Source organism: Canibacter zhoujuaniae (assembly GCF_011752015.1).
Taxonomy (GTDB): domain Bacteria; phylum Actinomycetota; class Actinomycetes; order Actinomycetales; family Microbacteriaceae; genus Canibacter; species Canibacter zhoujuaniae.
This window is the reverse complement of record NZ_JAAIKA010000001.1, coordinates 233,625-250,002: the sequence shown is the minus strand read 5'-3', so window position 1 is coordinate 250,002 and position 16,378 is coordinate 233,625. Positions and strand designations below refer to the sequence as shown.

The 16,378-nt window shown below is 56.2% G+C and carries 13 protein-coding genes; 3 read left to right on the top strand and 10 right to left on the bottom strand.

Going from position 1 to position 16,378, the window contains the following annotated elements:
• The first annotated feature begins 125 nt into the window (after positions 1-125).
• From tkt to HCQ99_RS01140, 3 genes are read left to right on the top strand one after another with little or no spacing between them, the layout of a single operon-like run.
• Complete coding sequence (tkt, locus tag HCQ99_RS01150) at positions 126-2,216, top strand: transketolase (protein WP_166984729.1); 2,091 nt, start codon at positions 126-128, stop codon at positions 2,214-2,216.
• A complete protein-coding gene (gene tal, locus HCQ99_RS01145; RefSeq protein WP_166984727.1) occupies positions 2,209-3,306 on the top strand; it encodes a transaldolase in 1,098 nt (365 codons plus the stop codon). The genes tkt and tal overlap by 8 nt, the downstream gene beginning before the upstream one ends.
• A gap of 15 nt (positions 3,307-3,321) precedes the next feature.
• Complete coding sequence (locus HCQ99_RS01140) at positions 3,322-4,923, top strand: glucose-6-phosphate isomerase (RefSeq protein WP_166984726.1); 1,602 nt, start codon at positions 3,322-3,324, stop codon at positions 4,921-4,923.
• Positions 4,924-4,949: 26 nt separating this feature from the next.
• Here HCQ99_RS01140 and HCQ99_RS01135 read toward each other — a convergent pair whose 3' ends face one another.
• The 10 genes from HCQ99_RS01135 to uvrA form a co-directional block, all read right to left on the bottom strand.
• The gene (locus tag HCQ99_RS01135) at positions 4,950-5,321 is read right to left on the bottom strand and encodes an RNA polymerase-binding protein RbpA (protein WP_166984725.1); all 372 of its coding nucleotides are present in this window, start codon (positions 5,319-5,321) and stop codon (positions 4,950-4,952) included.
• Between the two features lie 17 nt (positions 5,322-5,338).
• Positions 5,339-5,584 (bottom strand): preprotein translocase subunit SecG, encoded by a 246-nt coding sequence (gene secG, locus HCQ99_RS01130; RefSeq protein ID WP_166984724.1) that lies wholly within the window; start codon positions 5,582-5,584, stop codon positions 5,339-5,341.
• Between the two features lie 97 nt (positions 5,585-5,681).
• Positions 5,682-6,452: a triose-phosphate isomerase gene (gene tpiA / locus HCQ99_RS01125; protein ID WP_166984723.1), complete on the bottom strand. Its 771-nt coding sequence runs from the start codon at positions 6,450-6,452 to the stop codon at positions 5,682-5,684.
• Positions 6,449-7,651: a phosphoglycerate kinase gene (locus HCQ99_RS01120; protein ID WP_166984722.1), complete on the bottom strand. Its 1,203-nt coding sequence runs from the start codon at positions 7,649-7,651 to the stop codon at positions 6,449-6,451. The genes tpiA and HCQ99_RS01120 overlap by 4 nt, the downstream gene beginning before the upstream one ends.
• A gap of 87 nt (positions 7,652-7,738) precedes the next feature.
• On the bottom strand, positions 7,739-8,749 hold the full coding sequence (gene gap / locus HCQ99_RS01115; RefSeq protein WP_166986412.1) for a type I glyceraldehyde-3-phosphate dehydrogenase: 1,011 nt from the start codon (positions 8,747-8,749) through the stop codon (positions 7,739-7,741).
• A 72-nt stretch (positions 8,750-8,821) separates the two neighbouring features.
• On the bottom strand, positions 8,822-9,436 hold the full coding sequence (locus tag HCQ99_RS01110) for a superoxide dismutase (protein ID WP_424945187.1): 615 nt from the start codon (positions 9,434-9,436) through the stop codon (positions 8,822-8,824).
• A 97-nt stretch (positions 9,437-9,533) separates the two neighbouring features.
• Positions 9,534-10,511: a DNA-binding protein WhiA gene (whiA, locus tag HCQ99_RS01105; RefSeq protein ID WP_166986405.1), complete on the bottom strand. Its 978-nt coding sequence runs from the start codon at positions 10,509-10,511 to the stop codon at positions 9,534-9,536.
• Positions 10,512-10,633: 122 nt separating this feature from the next.
• Positions 10,634-11,512: an RNase adapter RapZ gene (gene rapZ, locus HCQ99_RS01100; protein ID WP_166984721.1), complete on the bottom strand. Its 879-nt coding sequence runs from the start codon at positions 11,510-11,512 to the stop codon at positions 10,634-10,636.
• On the bottom strand, positions 11,512-13,437 hold the full coding sequence (uvrC, locus tag HCQ99_RS01095; protein WP_166984720.1) for an excinuclease ABC subunit UvrC: 1,926 nt from the start codon (positions 13,435-13,437) through the stop codon (positions 11,512-11,514). Before uvrC ends, rapZ begins: the two co-directional genes overlap by 1 nt.
• Complete coding sequence (gene uvrA, locus HCQ99_RS01090; protein WP_166986402.1) at positions 13,437-16,328, bottom strand: excinuclease ABC subunit UvrA; 2,892 nt, start codon at positions 16,326-16,328, stop codon at positions 13,437-13,439. The genes uvrC and uvrA overlap by 1 nt, the downstream gene beginning before the upstream one ends.
• Positions 16,329-16,378: the final 50 nt, after the last annotated feature.

The following is a 16,378-nucleotide window of genomic DNA, read 5'->3' as shown; positions in this document are numbered from 1 at the left end:
TTGGGAAGGATCGCCCGTCACAACCGTGCGGCGACAGAAAGCACTAAACTTAAGAGAGTTGTCGTGTGCCCCCTACACGAAGCAAGCAGCTTAGTTTTCAGCACTAAATCCAAGAAAGACTCGTAATGCAGCCATTGGAGTGGACAGAAGCCGACGACCTCGCCGTAGATACCGCCCGTATCCTCGCGGCAGACGCAGTAGAAAAGGTCGGTAACGGCCACCCGGGAAGCGCGATCAGCCTTGCGCCCGTTGCCTATCTGCTCTATCAGAAGGTCATGCGCCACGATCCGACAAACACTGACTGGGTGGGGCGCGACCGCTTTATTCTGTCGATCGGTCACTCATCGCTCACCCAGTATGTGCAGCTCTATCTGGGCGGTTTCGGGCTTGAGCTTGAAGATCTCAAAGCGCTGCGCACCTGGGGCGCAAAAACCCCCGGCCACCCAGAATACGGGCACACCGCTGGCGTCGAAATCACCACCGGCCCGCTCGGGCAGGGGCTCGCCTCAGCGACCGGTTTTGCCTATGCGCAGCGGTATGAGCGCGGCCTTTTCGACCCGGATGCTGCCGCAGGCGACAGCCCCTTCGACCACTACACCTATGTGCTCGCCGGTGACGGTGACATTCAGGAGGGTGTCACCAGCGAGGCAGCCTCGCTGGCCGGTCACCAGCAGCTTGGCAATCTCATCGCAATCTATGATGCAAACCAGATCTCTATCGAAGACGATATTGATGTTGCCTTTAGCGAAGACGTTGCAAAACGCTATGAGGCCTACGGCTGGCAGGTGCTCGACGTTGATTGGCGTGCTGGCGGCGCATACAAAGAAGACGTGCACGCTCTCTATGACGCGATTGCGGCAGCGCAGACAGAAACCAGCAAGCCGACCCTAATTATTTTGCACACGATTATCGGGTGGCCGAGCCCCAGCAAGCAAAACACCGGCGGCATTCACGGCGCGAAACTCGGCGGTGATGAGCTTGCAGGTTTGAAGCGCGCGGTTGGGTTTGACCCCGAGCAGACCTTTGTGGTGTCAGAGGCCACAATCGCACACACCCGTGCGCTGACAGAGCGCGCCGCAGAGGATGTTGCCGTCTGGCAAGAAAAGTTTGATGCGTGGGCGGCTAAGAACCCGGAGCGCTATCAGCTGTTTAAACGGCTTGAGGCGCGAGAGCTGCCTGCAGGCGCATTGGAAGCTCTGCCCAAATTTGAGGCTGGCACTGCGGTGGCGACACGCGCCGCATCCGGCAAAGTGCTTGGTGCACTAGGTGCAATTATGCCGGAGTTGTGGGGCGGATCGGCGGATCTCGCCGGCTCAAACAACACCACGATCGCAGGCGCAGCCTCGTTCATTCCGGCAGAACACTCAACCGGCACCTGGCAGGGTAACGAGTACGGCCGCACCCTGCACTTCGGCATTCGCGAACACGCCATGGGGGCGATCCTCAACGGCATTCAACTGCACGGCAAAACCCGCGCCTACGGTGGCACCTTCCTGCAGTTCGCCGACTACATGCGCCCCGCTGTGCGGCTTGCCGCCCTCATGAACATTCCGAGCGTCTTTGTCTGGACGCACGACTCGCTTGCACTCGGTGAAGACGGCCCAACCCACCAACCTGTTGAGCACCTCACAGCGCTGCGCGCAATTCCGAACCTAGCAATTGTGCGCCCGGCAGACGCCAACGAGGTTGCAATCGCCTGGCATGAAACTCTGCTGCGGCATGCGGGGCCTGTGGGTCTCGCATTGAGCCGCCAAAACCTGCCGGTGTTTGAGCGTGGTGCTACAGAGGCAAGCGACACCGAACTCGCTTCCGCTGAGGGCGTGCGACGCGGCGCATACGTGCTCGCTGAAGCGCAGGGCGGCACACCAGAGCTGATCCTGATAGCGACCGGATCCGAGGTAGAAATCGCGCTCGGTGCGCGTGAGCGTCTGCAGAGTGAAGGCATCCCAACCCGCGTTGTGTCAGCGCCGTGCCTTGAATGGTTTGAAGAGCAGGATGCCGCATACCGTGAGAGTGTGCTGCCTAAAGACGTCACCGCTCGCGTCTCTGTTGAGGCCGGTCTTGCGCTCAGCTGGTATAAGTACCTCGGTGTGCGCGGGCGCGCGGTCTCTGTTGAAGAGTTTGGTGCGTCAGCAGACAATGTCACACTCTTTGAAAAATACGGCTTGACCGTTGACAATGTTGTGGCAAAGGCGAAGGAGAGCCTTGATGCCTAACCCCAACACTTCTGCTTTAAGCGCAGCGGGTGTTAGTGTCTGGCTCGACGATCTCAGCCGCACGAGCTTAGCTGACGGCACCCTCGCCCGGCTAATCGCCGACACGAATGTTGTGGGTGTGACCACCAACCCCGCAATATTTGCGGCGGCTATTGGAAAAGACGACAGCTACAGCGACTCGATTGCCTCAGCTGCCGCGCAAGGGCTCACCGCCAACGAGACTGTTTTACAGACTGCTTGCGCTGATGTTGCAGCAGCCTGCGATCTGCTGCTTCCCGTCTATAACGCGACACAGGGCCGCGATGGCCGGGTTTCGATCGAAGTTGAGCCGCAGCATGCGCACGATCGTGACGCCACAGTTGCGCAAGCTAAGGAGCTGTGGCGCAACATCAACCGCGAGAACCTCATGATTAAAGTGCCCGCAACCCCTGCGGGTATGCTCGCGGTGGCCGACCTGATTGCTTCGGGCATCAGCGTTAACGTGACGCTTATTTTCAGTGTTACGCAATACCGTGAGGTAATTAACGCCTACCTAGTCGGCATCGAGCGGGCACTTGATGCCGGTCTAGACATCTCGAAAATTCACAGCGTCGCCTCCGTTTTCATTTCACGCCTCGACACAGCCACCGCCGACACACTCGCAGCAGCAGACGCTGCGGGCGCAGAGCTATACGGCAAACTCGGCGTTGCAAACGCGCGCCTTATCTACGAGGTGTTTCAGCAGGTGTCTGCATCTGAACGCTGGCAGCTGCTCGCCTCACAGGGTGCGCAACCCCAGCGTCCACTGTGGGCATCCACAGGTGTGAAAGATCCGGCACTGCCGGCCACCCTCTACGTCGATGAGCTGATAGCCGCCGACACAGTAACAACCCTCCCCCGCGCCACTCTCGCAGCCTTCGCAGAATCGGGCACCGTGCAGAGTGACACCATCACCCCAAACATTGACGGCGCACATCGCGTGCTCAACGCAGCCGCACAGCTCGGTGTCGACTATACAGCTGTGACCGCAGAGCTCGCCCGCGATGGACTCGAAAAATTCGAGATTGCTTGGAACGAGCTCATCGCTACCGTCGCCGGCAAAATGTCTTAGCAGAAGAGCAATAATTTGGCTAAATTTCGCGTATTCACCCCAGACAAAGACAGCAGCTACCGGGCGGCTTTACAGCTTTTAGTAGATAAAGGTTTTGCCGGTCGGCTGCAGCAGCAGGACGCCACCCTCTGGCTAGCGCAGGACCGCGCAGAGGCGGCCGAACGCATGGGGTGGGTTGCTTTCCAAGAAGCCGCAGACGAAACCCTCGCACGCGCAGCTGAACACCGCGCTAAATTGCGCGATCTTGGGTGTGAGCGGATCGTGCTGTGCGGTGTTGGCGGATCCTCACTAGCGGCAGCTTTGATTGCAGACTGGGAAAATGTTGAGCTGACGGTGCTCGACTCAACCCATCCCGCGCAGGTCGCTGAGGTGCTCGCCGCCGATCTTCACCACACCGCGGTTATCATCGCCTCAAAATCAGGCACCACGCTAGAGACTCAGGCACAGCTTCAGAGTTTTGAGCAGGCATACGCCGCAGCTGGTATCAGTGCCCGGGAACGGGTCACAGTCATCACAGACCCCGCCACCCCGCTAGAATCGCACGCGACCCAACACGGATACACCATATTTAATGCGGATCCCAAGGTTGGGGGTCGCTTTTCAGCGCTCACCGCGTTCGGCCTCGTGCCACCCACGCTAGCCGGCGCAGAGCTCGGCCCGCTGTTAGTTGATGCTAATGCTGCAGTCGCCAAGCTCTTCGCAGACTCAGCTGAGAATCCAGCGCTGCAGCTTGCCGCTGCCCTATTCTCGCGTATCAAAACAGAGTTTGCCGGGTACGTTATTCCAACAGCGGATGAGGCCACCCAGCTTGGTGACTGGATCGAACAGCTTGTTGCAGAATCAACCGGTAAGCACGGTAAGGGTTTCTTACCCATCGGCATTCCGTTTGAGCAGGTCACTGACTTAGATTTAAAAGCCGCACACACAACAACTGTGTATGTGCCAGAAGAGCCGGATGCTGCGCAAACTCGCGGTTATGCGGTGAGCGGAAACCTCGCGGAGCAGTTTCTGACATGGGAGATTGCGACCGCAGCACTCGGCTGGCTGTTAGAAATCAATCCCTTTAACCAGCCCGATGTTGAGGCGGCGAAGAGCGCTGCACGGCAAATAATTGAGAGCACAGAGCCGCCATCCATCAGCTGTTCTGATTCTGAAAACCTAAACGCCGCCGATATTAGCACGGCTATTGCAACCGCTGACTATGTCGCGCTTAACGTATATGCACCACAAAACGAGCACAGCCGGGCACTGCTAGAGCCGCTGCGCGCGCAGTTAATGGCCACCGCACAAGCACCGGTAGCGCTAAACTACGGGCCACGCTACCTGCACTCAACAGGGCAATTCCATAAGGGCAGCGCGAAACGCGGCTTCTTTATCTCGCTGCTTGCGCTAGCAGCACCGGAAAACTCAGCGACAACAGCTGGGTCGGTAACAGCTGCGACTGCCGCGCAAAGCGGCGAGCGGAACACCACCGAGCCTGACTATGCAAAAATTATTGCAGCGCAGGCAAGCGGTGACGCCAAGGTGCTCAGAGAGCGCGGGCATCGGGTGCTGGAGCTGAGCGGCGCAGATCTTGCGCAGCTCGTTTCGCAGGTCGCGGCGGTAATCAGCCATTAGCTGCAGTGAGCACGCGCGAGAAAAGTTTACTGTTCCTGATTTTTCTTTAGATCACCGCGACGCTGCCGCAGCTTCTTTAACGCATCTTCGAGCAGCTGCTCTGCCTCTTCTTCAGTGCGGCGCTCCTTCACGTAGGCTAAGTGCGTTTTGTAAGGCTCATTCTTCTGCGCCACCGGAGGGTTTTCACGGTCACGCCCCGCTGGCAGACCGGTCTTAGGCGAGTCGATCTGGTCGGGAATCTCTGCCGGATCTACGTCTGCAGAAAAATAGCGCACTGTTTCATTACCCTCAGCATCCCAGTATGAAACAGCGATACGTGCCGAGCGCATCCCGTGATCAATTTCGCCCATCGGGCCTGATCCAACACGGGCACCACGGATAGCATTATTTCCGCTCAAAGTTCTATGCTCCCCTTCTAGAAGGCGAAACGCTGCAGGATACCCAGCGCAACAACGCTGAAGAACCACACAAGCGCGATGATTATGGTTATGCGGTTGAGGTTGCGTTCAGCAACACCGGAGCTACCCAAGTTTGAGGTAATTCCACCACCGAACATATCTGACAGGCCACCACCGCGACCCTTGTGCAGCAGGATAAACAGGGTCAGCAAAAGACTGGTGATAACCAGAATAGCGATCAGAATAATCTGAATAACTGTCACAATGGCCTTTCTAACAGCCGATAAACACTATGCACCAGTATAACCGCAAAAGTTATTACGGCTCACAAAGCCTGAGTGCAAAGCATAACTTTATTGTTTAGAACTTCACAATGTTGGTGAACTCATCAACCTTAAGGCTGGCACCGCCAACGAGCGCACCGTCTATATCTGGCTCTGCCATGAAACCTGCGATGTTCTCTGCCTTCACCGAGCCGCCATAAAGGATGCGCGTCGCTTCCGCAAAGTCAGCACCGCGTAGTTCCGTCAGCTTCTCGCGCAGCGCCTTGCACACCTCCTGCGCCTGCTCAGGGGTTGCTGCCGATCCTGATCCGATCGCCCAGACCGGCTCATAAGCAACCACCAGCTCTGCCTCAGCGGGAATTTCAGCTAAGGCGTTTTCGAGCTGAGAGACAGGAACCGCAGCAGCGCCGTGCTGCTTAAGATCCTCTGCTGTCTCTCCGATGCAGAGCACCGGCACCAAACCGGCCGCTGCAGCAGCCGCTGCCTTCCGGCCAACGATCTCGTCGGTCTCGTGATGCCCCTCGCGACGCTCAGAGTGCCCTACAATCGCGTAACTGCAGCCGAGCTTGGTGAGAAACTTGGCGCTGATATCTCCCGTGTAGGCACCCGACTCGTGCTCAGAAACATCTTGCGCGCCGGTCTTTAGTGAGAGCTTTTCCGCTTCAGTAATAACCTGCACCGAACGCAGATCGGTAAAGGGCGGGAAGATTGCGACCTCAACCTCAGCCGGATCGTATTTCGCGTCTCTCAGGCTCCAGGCAAGTTTCTGTGTGAATGCAGTCGCCTCAAGATGATTAAGATTCATCTTCCAGTTGCCTGCGATTAACGGTAAACGTGTTGCGCTCATGCGAGCACCTCCAAACCTGGCAGCTGCTTGCCCTCAAGGAACTCAAGGCTCGCACCACCGCCTGTAGAAATGTGTCCAAAATCAGAATCTGCAAAACCGAGGGCGCGCACAGCGGCAGCGCTGTCTCCACCGCCAACCACAGCGAGACCGGATACTTCCGTCAGAGCCTTGGCAACTGCGCGCGTGCCTGCGGCAAAGTTTTCCATCTCAAAGACACCCATAGGGCCGTTCCAAAAGACAGTTTTAGCGGCACGAATTTTTTCGGCGAACAGTTTCGCAGACTCAGGGCCGATATCAAGGCCGATCCCGCTTGCTCCGAATGAGCTTTCTTCGATAGCGTCCGCTGCGACCACTTCGTATGCTGCATCAGCATCAAACTTTTCGGCAACAACAATGTCGCTTGGCAGCACCAGCTCAACACCCAACTCAGTTGCACGCTTAAGATAGCCGCGCACGGTTTCGATCTGATCCTCTTCAAGCAGGCTCGCACCAACCTTATGCCCCTTAGCTGCCAGGAACGTAAAGAGCATTCCGCCGCCGATAATCAGGGTATCCACACGCTCAATCAAATGATCGATAACACCAAGCTTATCTGACACTTTCGAGCCGCCGAGCACAACCGTGTATGGCCGCTTAAGGTCTTCCGTCAGCTGCTTTAACACCGCAACCTCGTCAGCGACAAGCAAACCCGCCGCACTCGGAAGCGCTTTTGCAAGCTCAGTCACACTCGCCTGACTGCGATGCACAACACCAAAACCGTCGAGCACGAAAGCGTCAGCAAACTCGGCCAGGCGGGCTGCAAACTGGCCGCGCTCCGCCGCCTCTTTAGATGTTTCCTGCGAGTTAAAACGCAAGTTTTCAAGCATTAAAACAGCGCCGTCTTTCAGCTCTTTCACCGCTGCAGCAGCTTCTGCGCCGACCGTGTCAGCAACAAAACTAACAGGCGCATCAATTATCTCGCCGAGTCGCTGCGCGACAGGCTTAAGTGACAGGCTGTTATCAACCTCACCCTTTGGGCGGCCAAGGTGGCTGATAACGATCACCCGGGCATTTTCTGCCGTGAGCTTCTCAATGGTTGCAGCAGCCGCACGCACACGGCCGTCGTCGGTTATTACACCGTCTTTCAGCGGAACGTTAAGATCAGACCGCACTAAAACAGTCTTGCCGCTCAGGTTGCCGAGTGTTTCTAGAGCTCGCATCTCACCCTCCATAGAGTTAGTTAAACCGCAAAAGGCGGCACCAGATTAATGGTACCGCCCCTCACATTAGTTTTTGCGCAGAAAACCCTAAAGTTTCTCGCCTACGAGCTTGGTGAAGCTCACAAGCTGGTTAGTGTAACCCCACTCGTTGTCATACCAAGAAGAAATCTTTACCAGCTTGCCCGACACTGCGGTAAGCCCTGAGTCAAACACTGACGGATGTGGATCACCGACAATGTCGCTAGACACAAGCGGCTCTTCTGAGTAGGCGAGGATACCCTTTAAACGCCCCTCACTGGCAGCACGCTGAAACGCAGCGTTAATCTCGTCGACGGTGAGATCATCGCGCTTCGCAATAATGTTGAGGTCAACGATTGACGCCACAGGCACCGGAACACGGTATGAAGAACCGTCCAGGCGGCCATCGAGCTCTGGAATAACCTTGCCAATAGCTTTCGCCGCACCGGTTGAGGTTGGCACAATGTTTTCAGCTGCAGCACGGGCGCGACGCAGATCACTGTGCGGTGCGTCCTGCAGACGCTGATCAGCGGTGTATGCGTGCGCGGTCATCATGAAGCCCTGCTCGATGCCAAACTCGTCATTAAACACCTTGGCGATTGGTGCCAGGCAGTTGGTTGTGCAAGATGCAGCAGAGATAACATGCTGGGTCTCAGCGTCATACTCTTCTTCGTTCACGCCAACAACGAACATTGGCACGCCCGCCTTGCCCGGTGCTGAAATAACCACCTTCTTAGCGCCCGCGTCGAGGTGCTGTTTTGCAGCGTCGTATTCGGTGAAGCGACCGGTTGATTCGATTACGATATCAACGTCAAGCTCGCTCCACGGCAGTTTAGCTGGCTCTTTTTCGCTCAGCACCTTAATGCGGTCACCGTTTACGGTGATGCTGTCTTCGTCGTGCGTTACCTCAGCGTTAAAACGACCGGCGACGGTGTCGCGACGCAGCAGGTGCGCGAGAGTCGCAGTATCGGTGAGGTCGTTCACTGCAACAATGTCAAAGTCGAGACCGCGCTCAACTGCTGCCCTTACAAAGTTGCGACCGATCCGGCCAAATCCATTAATAGCAATACGTGTGCCCAATTTCACGTGCCTTTCTAAATTGAGAGTGCCTAGTGCGTTGCCATAACGCACCGGCGAGAGGGTGTGTAAGTCTTAGATCAGACCTGCGGTCTGAGTGCGCGCACGCTCAAAGCGCTCAGCGACATTCTCCCAGTTCACAATGTTCCAGAAAGCGTCAACATAGTCTGCCTTCACGTTCACATAGTCGAGATAGAACGCGTGCTCCCACATATCCAGCATTAACAGCGGGGTGCTGCCTGCTGGGAAGTTTGCCTGCTGATCGAAGAACTGCTGAATGTTCAGACGCTGACCGAGCGCATCCCAGGTGAGCACCGACCAACCCGAGCCCTGAATGCTGAGCGCGGTAGCGTTAAAGTGCTTTTGGAAGCCATCGAAAGAGCCGAAAAATTCGTCAACCGCAGACGCCAGCTCACCCTCTGGTTTGCCGCCACCATTTGGCGAGAGATTCGTCCAGAAAATTGAGTGGTTAACGTGGCCGCCGAGGTTAAACGCGAGATCTTTTTCCAGTTTGCTAACGTTTGCAAAATTACCGTTTTCGCGCGCCTCAGCCAGTGCCTCAAGAGCAGCATTTGCGCCGGTCACATATGCTGCATGGTGCTTGCTGTGGTGCAGCTCCATAATGCGGGCGCTAATAGAAGGCTCAAGTGCGCTGTAGTCGTAGCTGAGCTCAGGAAGTGAGTAAACCAATTTAATTCTCCTTTGTTTCTACGCTTCTAAGCTCAATTTTAGCGCTTACGCAAAAACAAACTCTGAGAGTGGTTTTAGAGCACACCGCTTATGCGGTTTATGATTCACGCGGAATTGCTGCCTCAGTGCCGGGAATGCCAAGCTGCTTCGCAACCTTATCGGCCATGCCGAGCAGGCGCCTGATGCGCCCGGCGATCGCGTCTTTCGTAAGCGGTGGCTCAGCCTTGCTGCCAAGCTCATCAAGGCTCGCTTCGCGATGTGTTAAACGCAGCTGGCCGGCAACTTTTAGATGCTCAGGCACATCATCACCGAGAATCTCCAGCGCACGCTCAACACGCGCACAAGCTGCAGCGGAGGCTTGCGCAGACCGCCTGAGATTCGCGTCATCAAAGTTCACAAGGCGGTTTGCTGTTGCCCGCTTTTCACGATCCTGGCGCTGATTGTTCCAAAACTCAGCGCTCTTAGTTGCTCCCATCTTCGAGAGCATCTCAGCAATTGCTTCAGGATCGCGGATTAACACCTTCACCTGCCCACGAATCTCGCGGCTTTTAGCCTGGATTCCCAAACGTCCGGCAGCGCCAACCAGCGCCATCGCCGCTTCATTTGTGGGGCTGGTTAGCTCAAGGCTCGCTGACCGTCCGGGAGCGGTTAGCATGCCGCGCGCCATAAATGCGCCGCGCCAGGCAGCGGCCAGCTCATCCGGTGAGCCTGTGGCCACCCGATTTGGCAGGCCACGCACCTGCTGTCTGCGGCTATCGAGCAAGCCGAGACGACGTGCGATTGCTTCGCCATCACTGGTGCGGAAAAGAAACATCGGCTGCCCCGGTTTGGTTGAGTTAACCGGCAGCTGCTTTGCCTCCGTGACAACACCGTACATTTCAAACAGAGCCTTACGCATGCGCTGCAGAATATAGGGTGAGTGAAATTCTGCCTCAAGCGCTACCCGGCCGGAGATGTTGTGCAGCCCGCCGGCAAAGCGCAGCGCGGTGATCAACTCCGCATTGCGCACCCCCTGATCACAAACCTCAATTTGACGCAGTTCTTCACGAACAACAGAGGTCTGCGAGGCAGGCATAGCGTTAGACACTGAACGATCCTTCCGACTCAATTTGGCGTTGCGGCAGATAGTTATTTTACGGCAGAAATTAGGCGCGCGTAAACATGTATTATGTTCGGTTAAATTTAGGCGCCGCTCACTTACTCACGCCCGAGGTCGCGGTGCCGCACAGACACCTGCACCCCGGCTAAATCAGCCAATCTGCCGGCAATTTCGTTGGTCACCGCAACAGAGCGATGTTTACCGCCGGTGCAGCCGACAGCCAGCATTACGTGCCGTTTGTTCTCGCGTTGGTATCCCGCAAAGACCGGCTCTAACGCCGCAACATAGTTTGCGATAAACTCGTGCACCCCCTCTTGGGCGAGCACAAACTCGCTCACCTCTGCATCGTTACCGGTGAGCGGGCGCAGCTCAGGTAACCAGAACGGGTTTGGCACAAAACGCATATCGATCATCAGATCGGCATCACTTGGCGCCCCGTATTTGAAGCCGAAACTCTGCACAACCAGCTGCAGTTTTGGCGCATCAGCCTCAGAAAAGAGCTCACGGATGCGACTCGTCAGCTCATGCACGTTATAGCGCGAAGTATCGATAACAAAATCGCTTAACGCACGCAGCTCAAGCAATCGGTCACGCTCTTTTTGGATCCCGTCGAGCAGGCTACCTGCACCCATCAGCGGGTGTGGCCTGCGCACAGCCTCATAGCGGCGCACCAGCACATCATCACTCGCATCGAGGAAGAGAATGCGCGGGGCGCCTTTCTCAGAAATTTCAGCCAGCGTTTCCCGCAGCGTCTCATCGAGGTCGCGGCCGCGCGCATCTACAACAGCAGCAATTTTTTTAATCGCCCCGTCTGAGAGCTCAGCCATATCAGCCACGGTGGTCAAAAGCTTTAGCGGCAGATTATCAACGACATACCACCCCATGTCTTCGAGGGTGTTTGCAGCGGTGCTCCGACCGGCGCCAGACATTCCGGCAACGATTAAAATATCTCGCTTAGCTATCTGCGTATCACTCATTACTGCCCAACTTCATCGTTCTCTGATCCCGCTGTGTCAATGCTATCTAACCCCTTCGCCTTGGCGCTAGGTGTGTGCAGATGTTCGTAAATAACCGAGGCAAGGCTCTCTCCCACACCGGGCACCGCGCCAAGCTCAGCGATGCTTGCCGAACGCACCCTTTTCACCGATCCAAAAGTGCGCAACAGAGCCTTCACTCGAGCTTGGCCGACACCGGGAATTTCTGACAGCTCGGTTGCTAACGCTTTCGATCTGCGCTGTTTTTGGAAGGTGATTGCAAATCGGTGCGCCTCATCACGCAGCCGCTGCACAAGAAACAGCGCCTCTGAATTGCGCGGCAGAATCACCGGAAAATCATCCTCTGGCAGCCACAGCTCTTCAAGTCGCTTCGCGATGCCCGCAACAGCGATATCTGTGATGCCGGCTTCCTCAAGTGCAGCCGCTGCGGCGGCCACCTGCGGTTGACCGCCGTCGATCAACAGCAGCTGCGGCCGGGCACGATACAACCCCACCTCAGGCGCCAGCTCATCTGCTTTGCCGAGCACCGCAGCCCGACGGGCCACCACCTGCCGAATTGAGTCAACGTCGTTGTTTGCTTCAACCACCTTGTATTTCCGGTATGCGCCTTTCGCGGGCAGGCCGTCTTCAAACACCACAAGAGAGGCCACCACGTTCGTGCCCTGCAGATGCGATACGTCGATAGCCTCAATGCGTAGCGGGGGTTCTGCAAGCCCGAGATACTGCTGCAACTCTGCCAGTGCGTCTGTGCGTGCGGTGATGTCGTTGGTGCGACGCAGACTGTTGCGCAGCAAGTGCTCGCCCGCATTCTTTACTGCACTCTCTAATAGCCGGGCTTTCTCGCCGCGTTCGGCAACCTTAATTTGTGGGAGAGAGCGCAGACCGTGCCGCTGTTTGAGCACTTCGCTCAGATCGGCAGCGTTTTCTGGCAGCGCTGAAGTAATAATCCGCTTCGGGGGTGCTTCTCTCTCGTAGACACTCTGCAGCACCTGCTCGAGCACCGTGCCAGCTGAATCATCCGGCCCGACTTCCACGATCCAACTGCGTTCACCGCGAATGCGGCCCGCTCGCACTTTAAACTGGTGCACAGCACCCAAAAGTTCGTTGGCGTAGTAGCCAAAAAAGTCTGCGTTTACCTCGCTAGCAAACACCACTGCTTGCTTTTCGAGAATATGCTCGAGCGCCTGCAGCCGGTCGCGCAGTTTTGCGGCCTCTTCAAAACGCTGTGCGGCTGCTGCATCCCGCATTTGGCTCTCCACCTGCCGCACAAACCGGCGGTCGAGTGACCGCAAGAATCGCACCATCTCTTTTGCGCGTTCGCGATGCTCGGCAATCGAAACCCGCATCGAACACGGCCCGTGGCAGCGGCCTATTTGGCTGGCTAAACACGGTCTGCCGGAGCGCATCGCGCGAGAGTAGTCTGCGTCGTTACAGGTGCGCAGCGGGAATGCCTGCTGCACGAGATCAAGGGTTTCACGCAGCGCCCAAACTTTCGGGTACGGGCCAAAATACTTTGCTTTTTTAATGCCCTCTTTGCGAGAAATGATTGCGCGGGGTGCTTCATCCCCCATTAAAACAACCAGATAGGGATAGCTTTTATCATCTTTAAACTGGACATTAAAAGGCGGCCGGAATTCGTTGATCCAGCTGTGCTCGAGCACCAAAGACTCAGTGTCGCTAGCAACAACCGTCCAGTCAACCTTAGCCGCCAACTGCACCATTAATTGTGTGCGCGGTTGCAGCGTGTGCAGCGGCTGAAAATAGTTTGCCAAGCGGTTGCGCAAGTTTTTTGCTTTGCCGATATACAGCACACGACCGTGGCGATCCGAAAAGCGATAAACACCCGGCCCTGTTGGCACCTCCCCCGACTGCGGTTTAAATGCCTTCCGGTTATCGACGGTGCGCATTATTTACCGGCTGGGTGAGCTGCTAGCGCTTCTTTAAGGAAGCGACCGGTGTGACTTTCAGCTACCTGCGCAACCTCTTCAGGGGTGCCCGCAGCAACCAGCGTGCCACCGCCTGAGCCGCCCTCAGGGCCGAGGTCAATTACCCAGTCTGCAGAGCGAATCATATCGAGATTGTGCTCAATAGTGATTACTGTGTTGCCCTTATCAACCAGAGTGTTGAGCACCTTTAAGAGCTTGCGCACATCTTCAAAATGCAGACCCGTGGTCGGCTCATCAAGCACATAGACTGTGCGGCCGGTCGAACGCTTCTGCAGTTCAGTTGCAAGCTTCACCCGCTGTGCCTCACCACCGGACAAAGTTGTGGCCGCCTGCCCAAGCTGCACATAACCAAGCCCCACATCAACAAGAGTTTGCAGGTAGCGATAAATCGAGCTGATCGGCTGGAAGAACTCCGCCGCCTCTGAGATCGGCATTTCTAGCACTTCAGAGATGTTCTTACCCTTGTATTTAATCTGCAGGGTTTCACGGTTGTAGCGTTTGCCGTCACACACCTCACACGGCACATACACATCGGGCAGGAAGTTCATCTCGATCTTCAACGTGCCATCACCCGAGCAAGCCTCACAACGCCCGCCCTTCACGTTGAAACTGAAGCGACCGGCAAGATAGCCGCGCACCTTAGCCTCTTGTGTTTCAGCAAACAGCGCACGAATTTTGTCAAACACACCGGTATAGGTTGCCGGGTTTGAGCGCGGAGTGCGCCCAATTGGCGCCTGGTCAACGTGCACGACCTTATCTAAATGCTCAAGCCCGTGCACCCGCTTATGCTTGCCCGGCAGCTGGTGTGCGCCGTTTAGTTTATTGGCGAGCACCCGGTAGAGGATATCGTTAACCAGCGTAGATTTGCCGGATCCGCTCACACCCGTCACCGCAGTAAACACACCGAGCGGGAATTTCACACTCAGCTCTTTAAGGTTGTTTGAGCGCGCACCAACAACCTCTAGCTGCCGTTTCTTATCTACCTTGCGACGTGTCTCGGGCGTCGCAATTACCTCGCGGCCAGAGATAAACGCACCGGTTATCGACCGTTTATTTGCGCGTAAGTCGGCGACGGTGCCGGAATGAACAACTTCGCCGCCCTCAACACCGGCGCCCGGCCCAATATCAACGATCCAGTCTGCAGCGTCGATAGTTTCTTCGTCGTGCTCAACAACGATTAGCGTATTGCCGAGATCTCTCAGCCGTATCAGAGTGTCTATCAGACGGCGGTTGTCGCGCTGATGCAAACCGATAGAGGGTTCGTCAAGCACATACAGCACGCCGGTCAGACCAGAGCCGATTTGCGTTGCCAGTCGAATCCGCTGCGCCTCACCGCCGGAGAGTGTGCCAGCAGCACGACCCAGAGTAAGGTAATTCAGCCCGACTTCAATGAGGAAGCTAAAACGCGCCCGAATCTCGCGCAGCACCTGTGCCGCAATCTTTGCCTCACGCTCGCTCAGAGTGAGCTCGTCAAAAAAGACCTGCGCCTCACCGAGACTGAGGTCAGCAACCTCAGAGATAGAAAGATCGTTCACCGTCACCGCAAGCACCTCAGGTTTGAGACGCGCACCCTTACAGCTTGCGCACGGCACAGCGCGCAGCAGCTCAGCCCACTTTGCGCGCACATTATCGCTTTCTGCCTCCATATATTTGCGTTCAACATAGGAGATTGCGCCCTCAAAACCAGAGCGATACTTCACCTCACGGCCGTGACGGTTGCGATAGGCGACCTGCACTTTAAAGTTTTTGCCGTAGAGCAGCATCTCTTGCACACGTGCAGGCAGATCTTCCCACGGTGTCTTAAGAGAGAAGTCGTGCTCAGCAGCTAAAGCCTGCAGCTGGTTTTGGAAGTAACTATAAAGCCCGCTGCCCTGCGTGCTCCACGGAATAATCACTCCCTCAGCGAGCGACAGCGTGGTGTCAGCCAAAACAAGGTCGGGGTCTGCCTGCAGGGAGGTGCCAAGCCCTGAGCAGGTTTCACACGCGCCAAAAGGTGCGTTAAACGAGAAGGTGCGCGGCTCAATTTCGCTGATCTGCACCGGGTGGTTGTTCGGGCAGCTGCGATGCTCACTAAAGCGGCGCACAGGCAACTCAGGCTCACCCGCACGAGCCGGGAAACTCACCTCAACAACTCCCCCGGTTAGTCGCAGCGAGGTCTCAATCGCGTCAGTGAGGCGACCAAGAATTGAATCTTTGCGCACCAGCCGGTCAACAACAACAGAAATGTAGTGCCAGTCACTCTTTTTCAAGGTCGGTGGTTCGCTCAAATGATGAGCCTGACCGTCAACGATAATGCGTGAGAAACCGTCAGCTGCTAATTCAGCAAAATAGTCAACAAATTCGCCCTTCTTCTTTTCAACCACGGGAGCCAAAACCTGAAAGCGTGTGCCCTCTGGCATCTCCATGAGTGTGTCGGCAATCTGCTGCACGGTTTGTGATTGAATCAGCTCGCCACAAACCGGACAGTGCGGGATCCCGATGCGCGCCCATAAAAGACGCATATAGTCGTAAATCTCGGTAATCGTGCCAACCGTTGAACGCGGGTTGCGGTTGGTTGACTTCTGATCTATTGAAACTGCCGGGCTCAAGCCCTCAATAAAATCAACATCGGGCCTGTCAACCTGCCCCAAAAACTGGCGCGCATATGCGCTGAGCGACTCAACGTAGCGGCGCTGACCCTCAGCAAAAACAGTGTCGAAAGCAAGGCTCGATTTACCGCTGCCGCTCAGGCCGGTAAAAACCACCAGGCTGTCGCGCGGAATGCTCACATCAACATTCTTCAGGTTGTGCACTCTGGCACCCTGCACTTTAATTTTTGCTTGCGCCAACGACTTTACAACCGGTTTTTTCACACTCTGCCTAGCTTTAGTCACCTATTAATTATATGGCAACAGCAAGAAGA

Coding starts and splice junctions, on each gene's coding strand:
- rapZ (WP_166984721.1), bottom strand. CDS start 11,512: ATGAGTGATACGCAGATAGCTAAGCGAGATATTTTAATCGTTGCCGGA.
- HCQ99_RS01120 (WP_166984722.1), bottom strand. CDS start 7,651: ATGCGAGCTCTAGAAACACTCGGCAACCTGAGCGGCAAGACTGTTTTA.
- whiA (WP_166986405.1), bottom strand. CDS start 10,511: ATGCCTGCCTCGCAGACCTCTGTTGTTCGTGAAGAACTGCGTCAAATT.
- tal (WP_166984727.1), top strand. CDS start 2,209: ATGCCTAACCCCAACACTTCTGCTTTAAGCGCAGCGGGTGTTAGTGTC.
- uvrC (WP_166984720.1), bottom strand. CDS start 13,437: ATGCGCACCGTCGATAACCGGAAGGCATTTAAACCGCAGTCGGGGGAG.
- tkt (WP_166984729.1), top strand. CDS start 126: ATGCAGCCATTGGAGTGGACAGAAGCCGACGACCTCGCCGTAGATACC.
- tpiA (WP_166984723.1), bottom strand. CDS start 6,452: ATGAGCGCAACACGTTTACCGTTAATCGCAGGCAACTGGAAGATGAAT.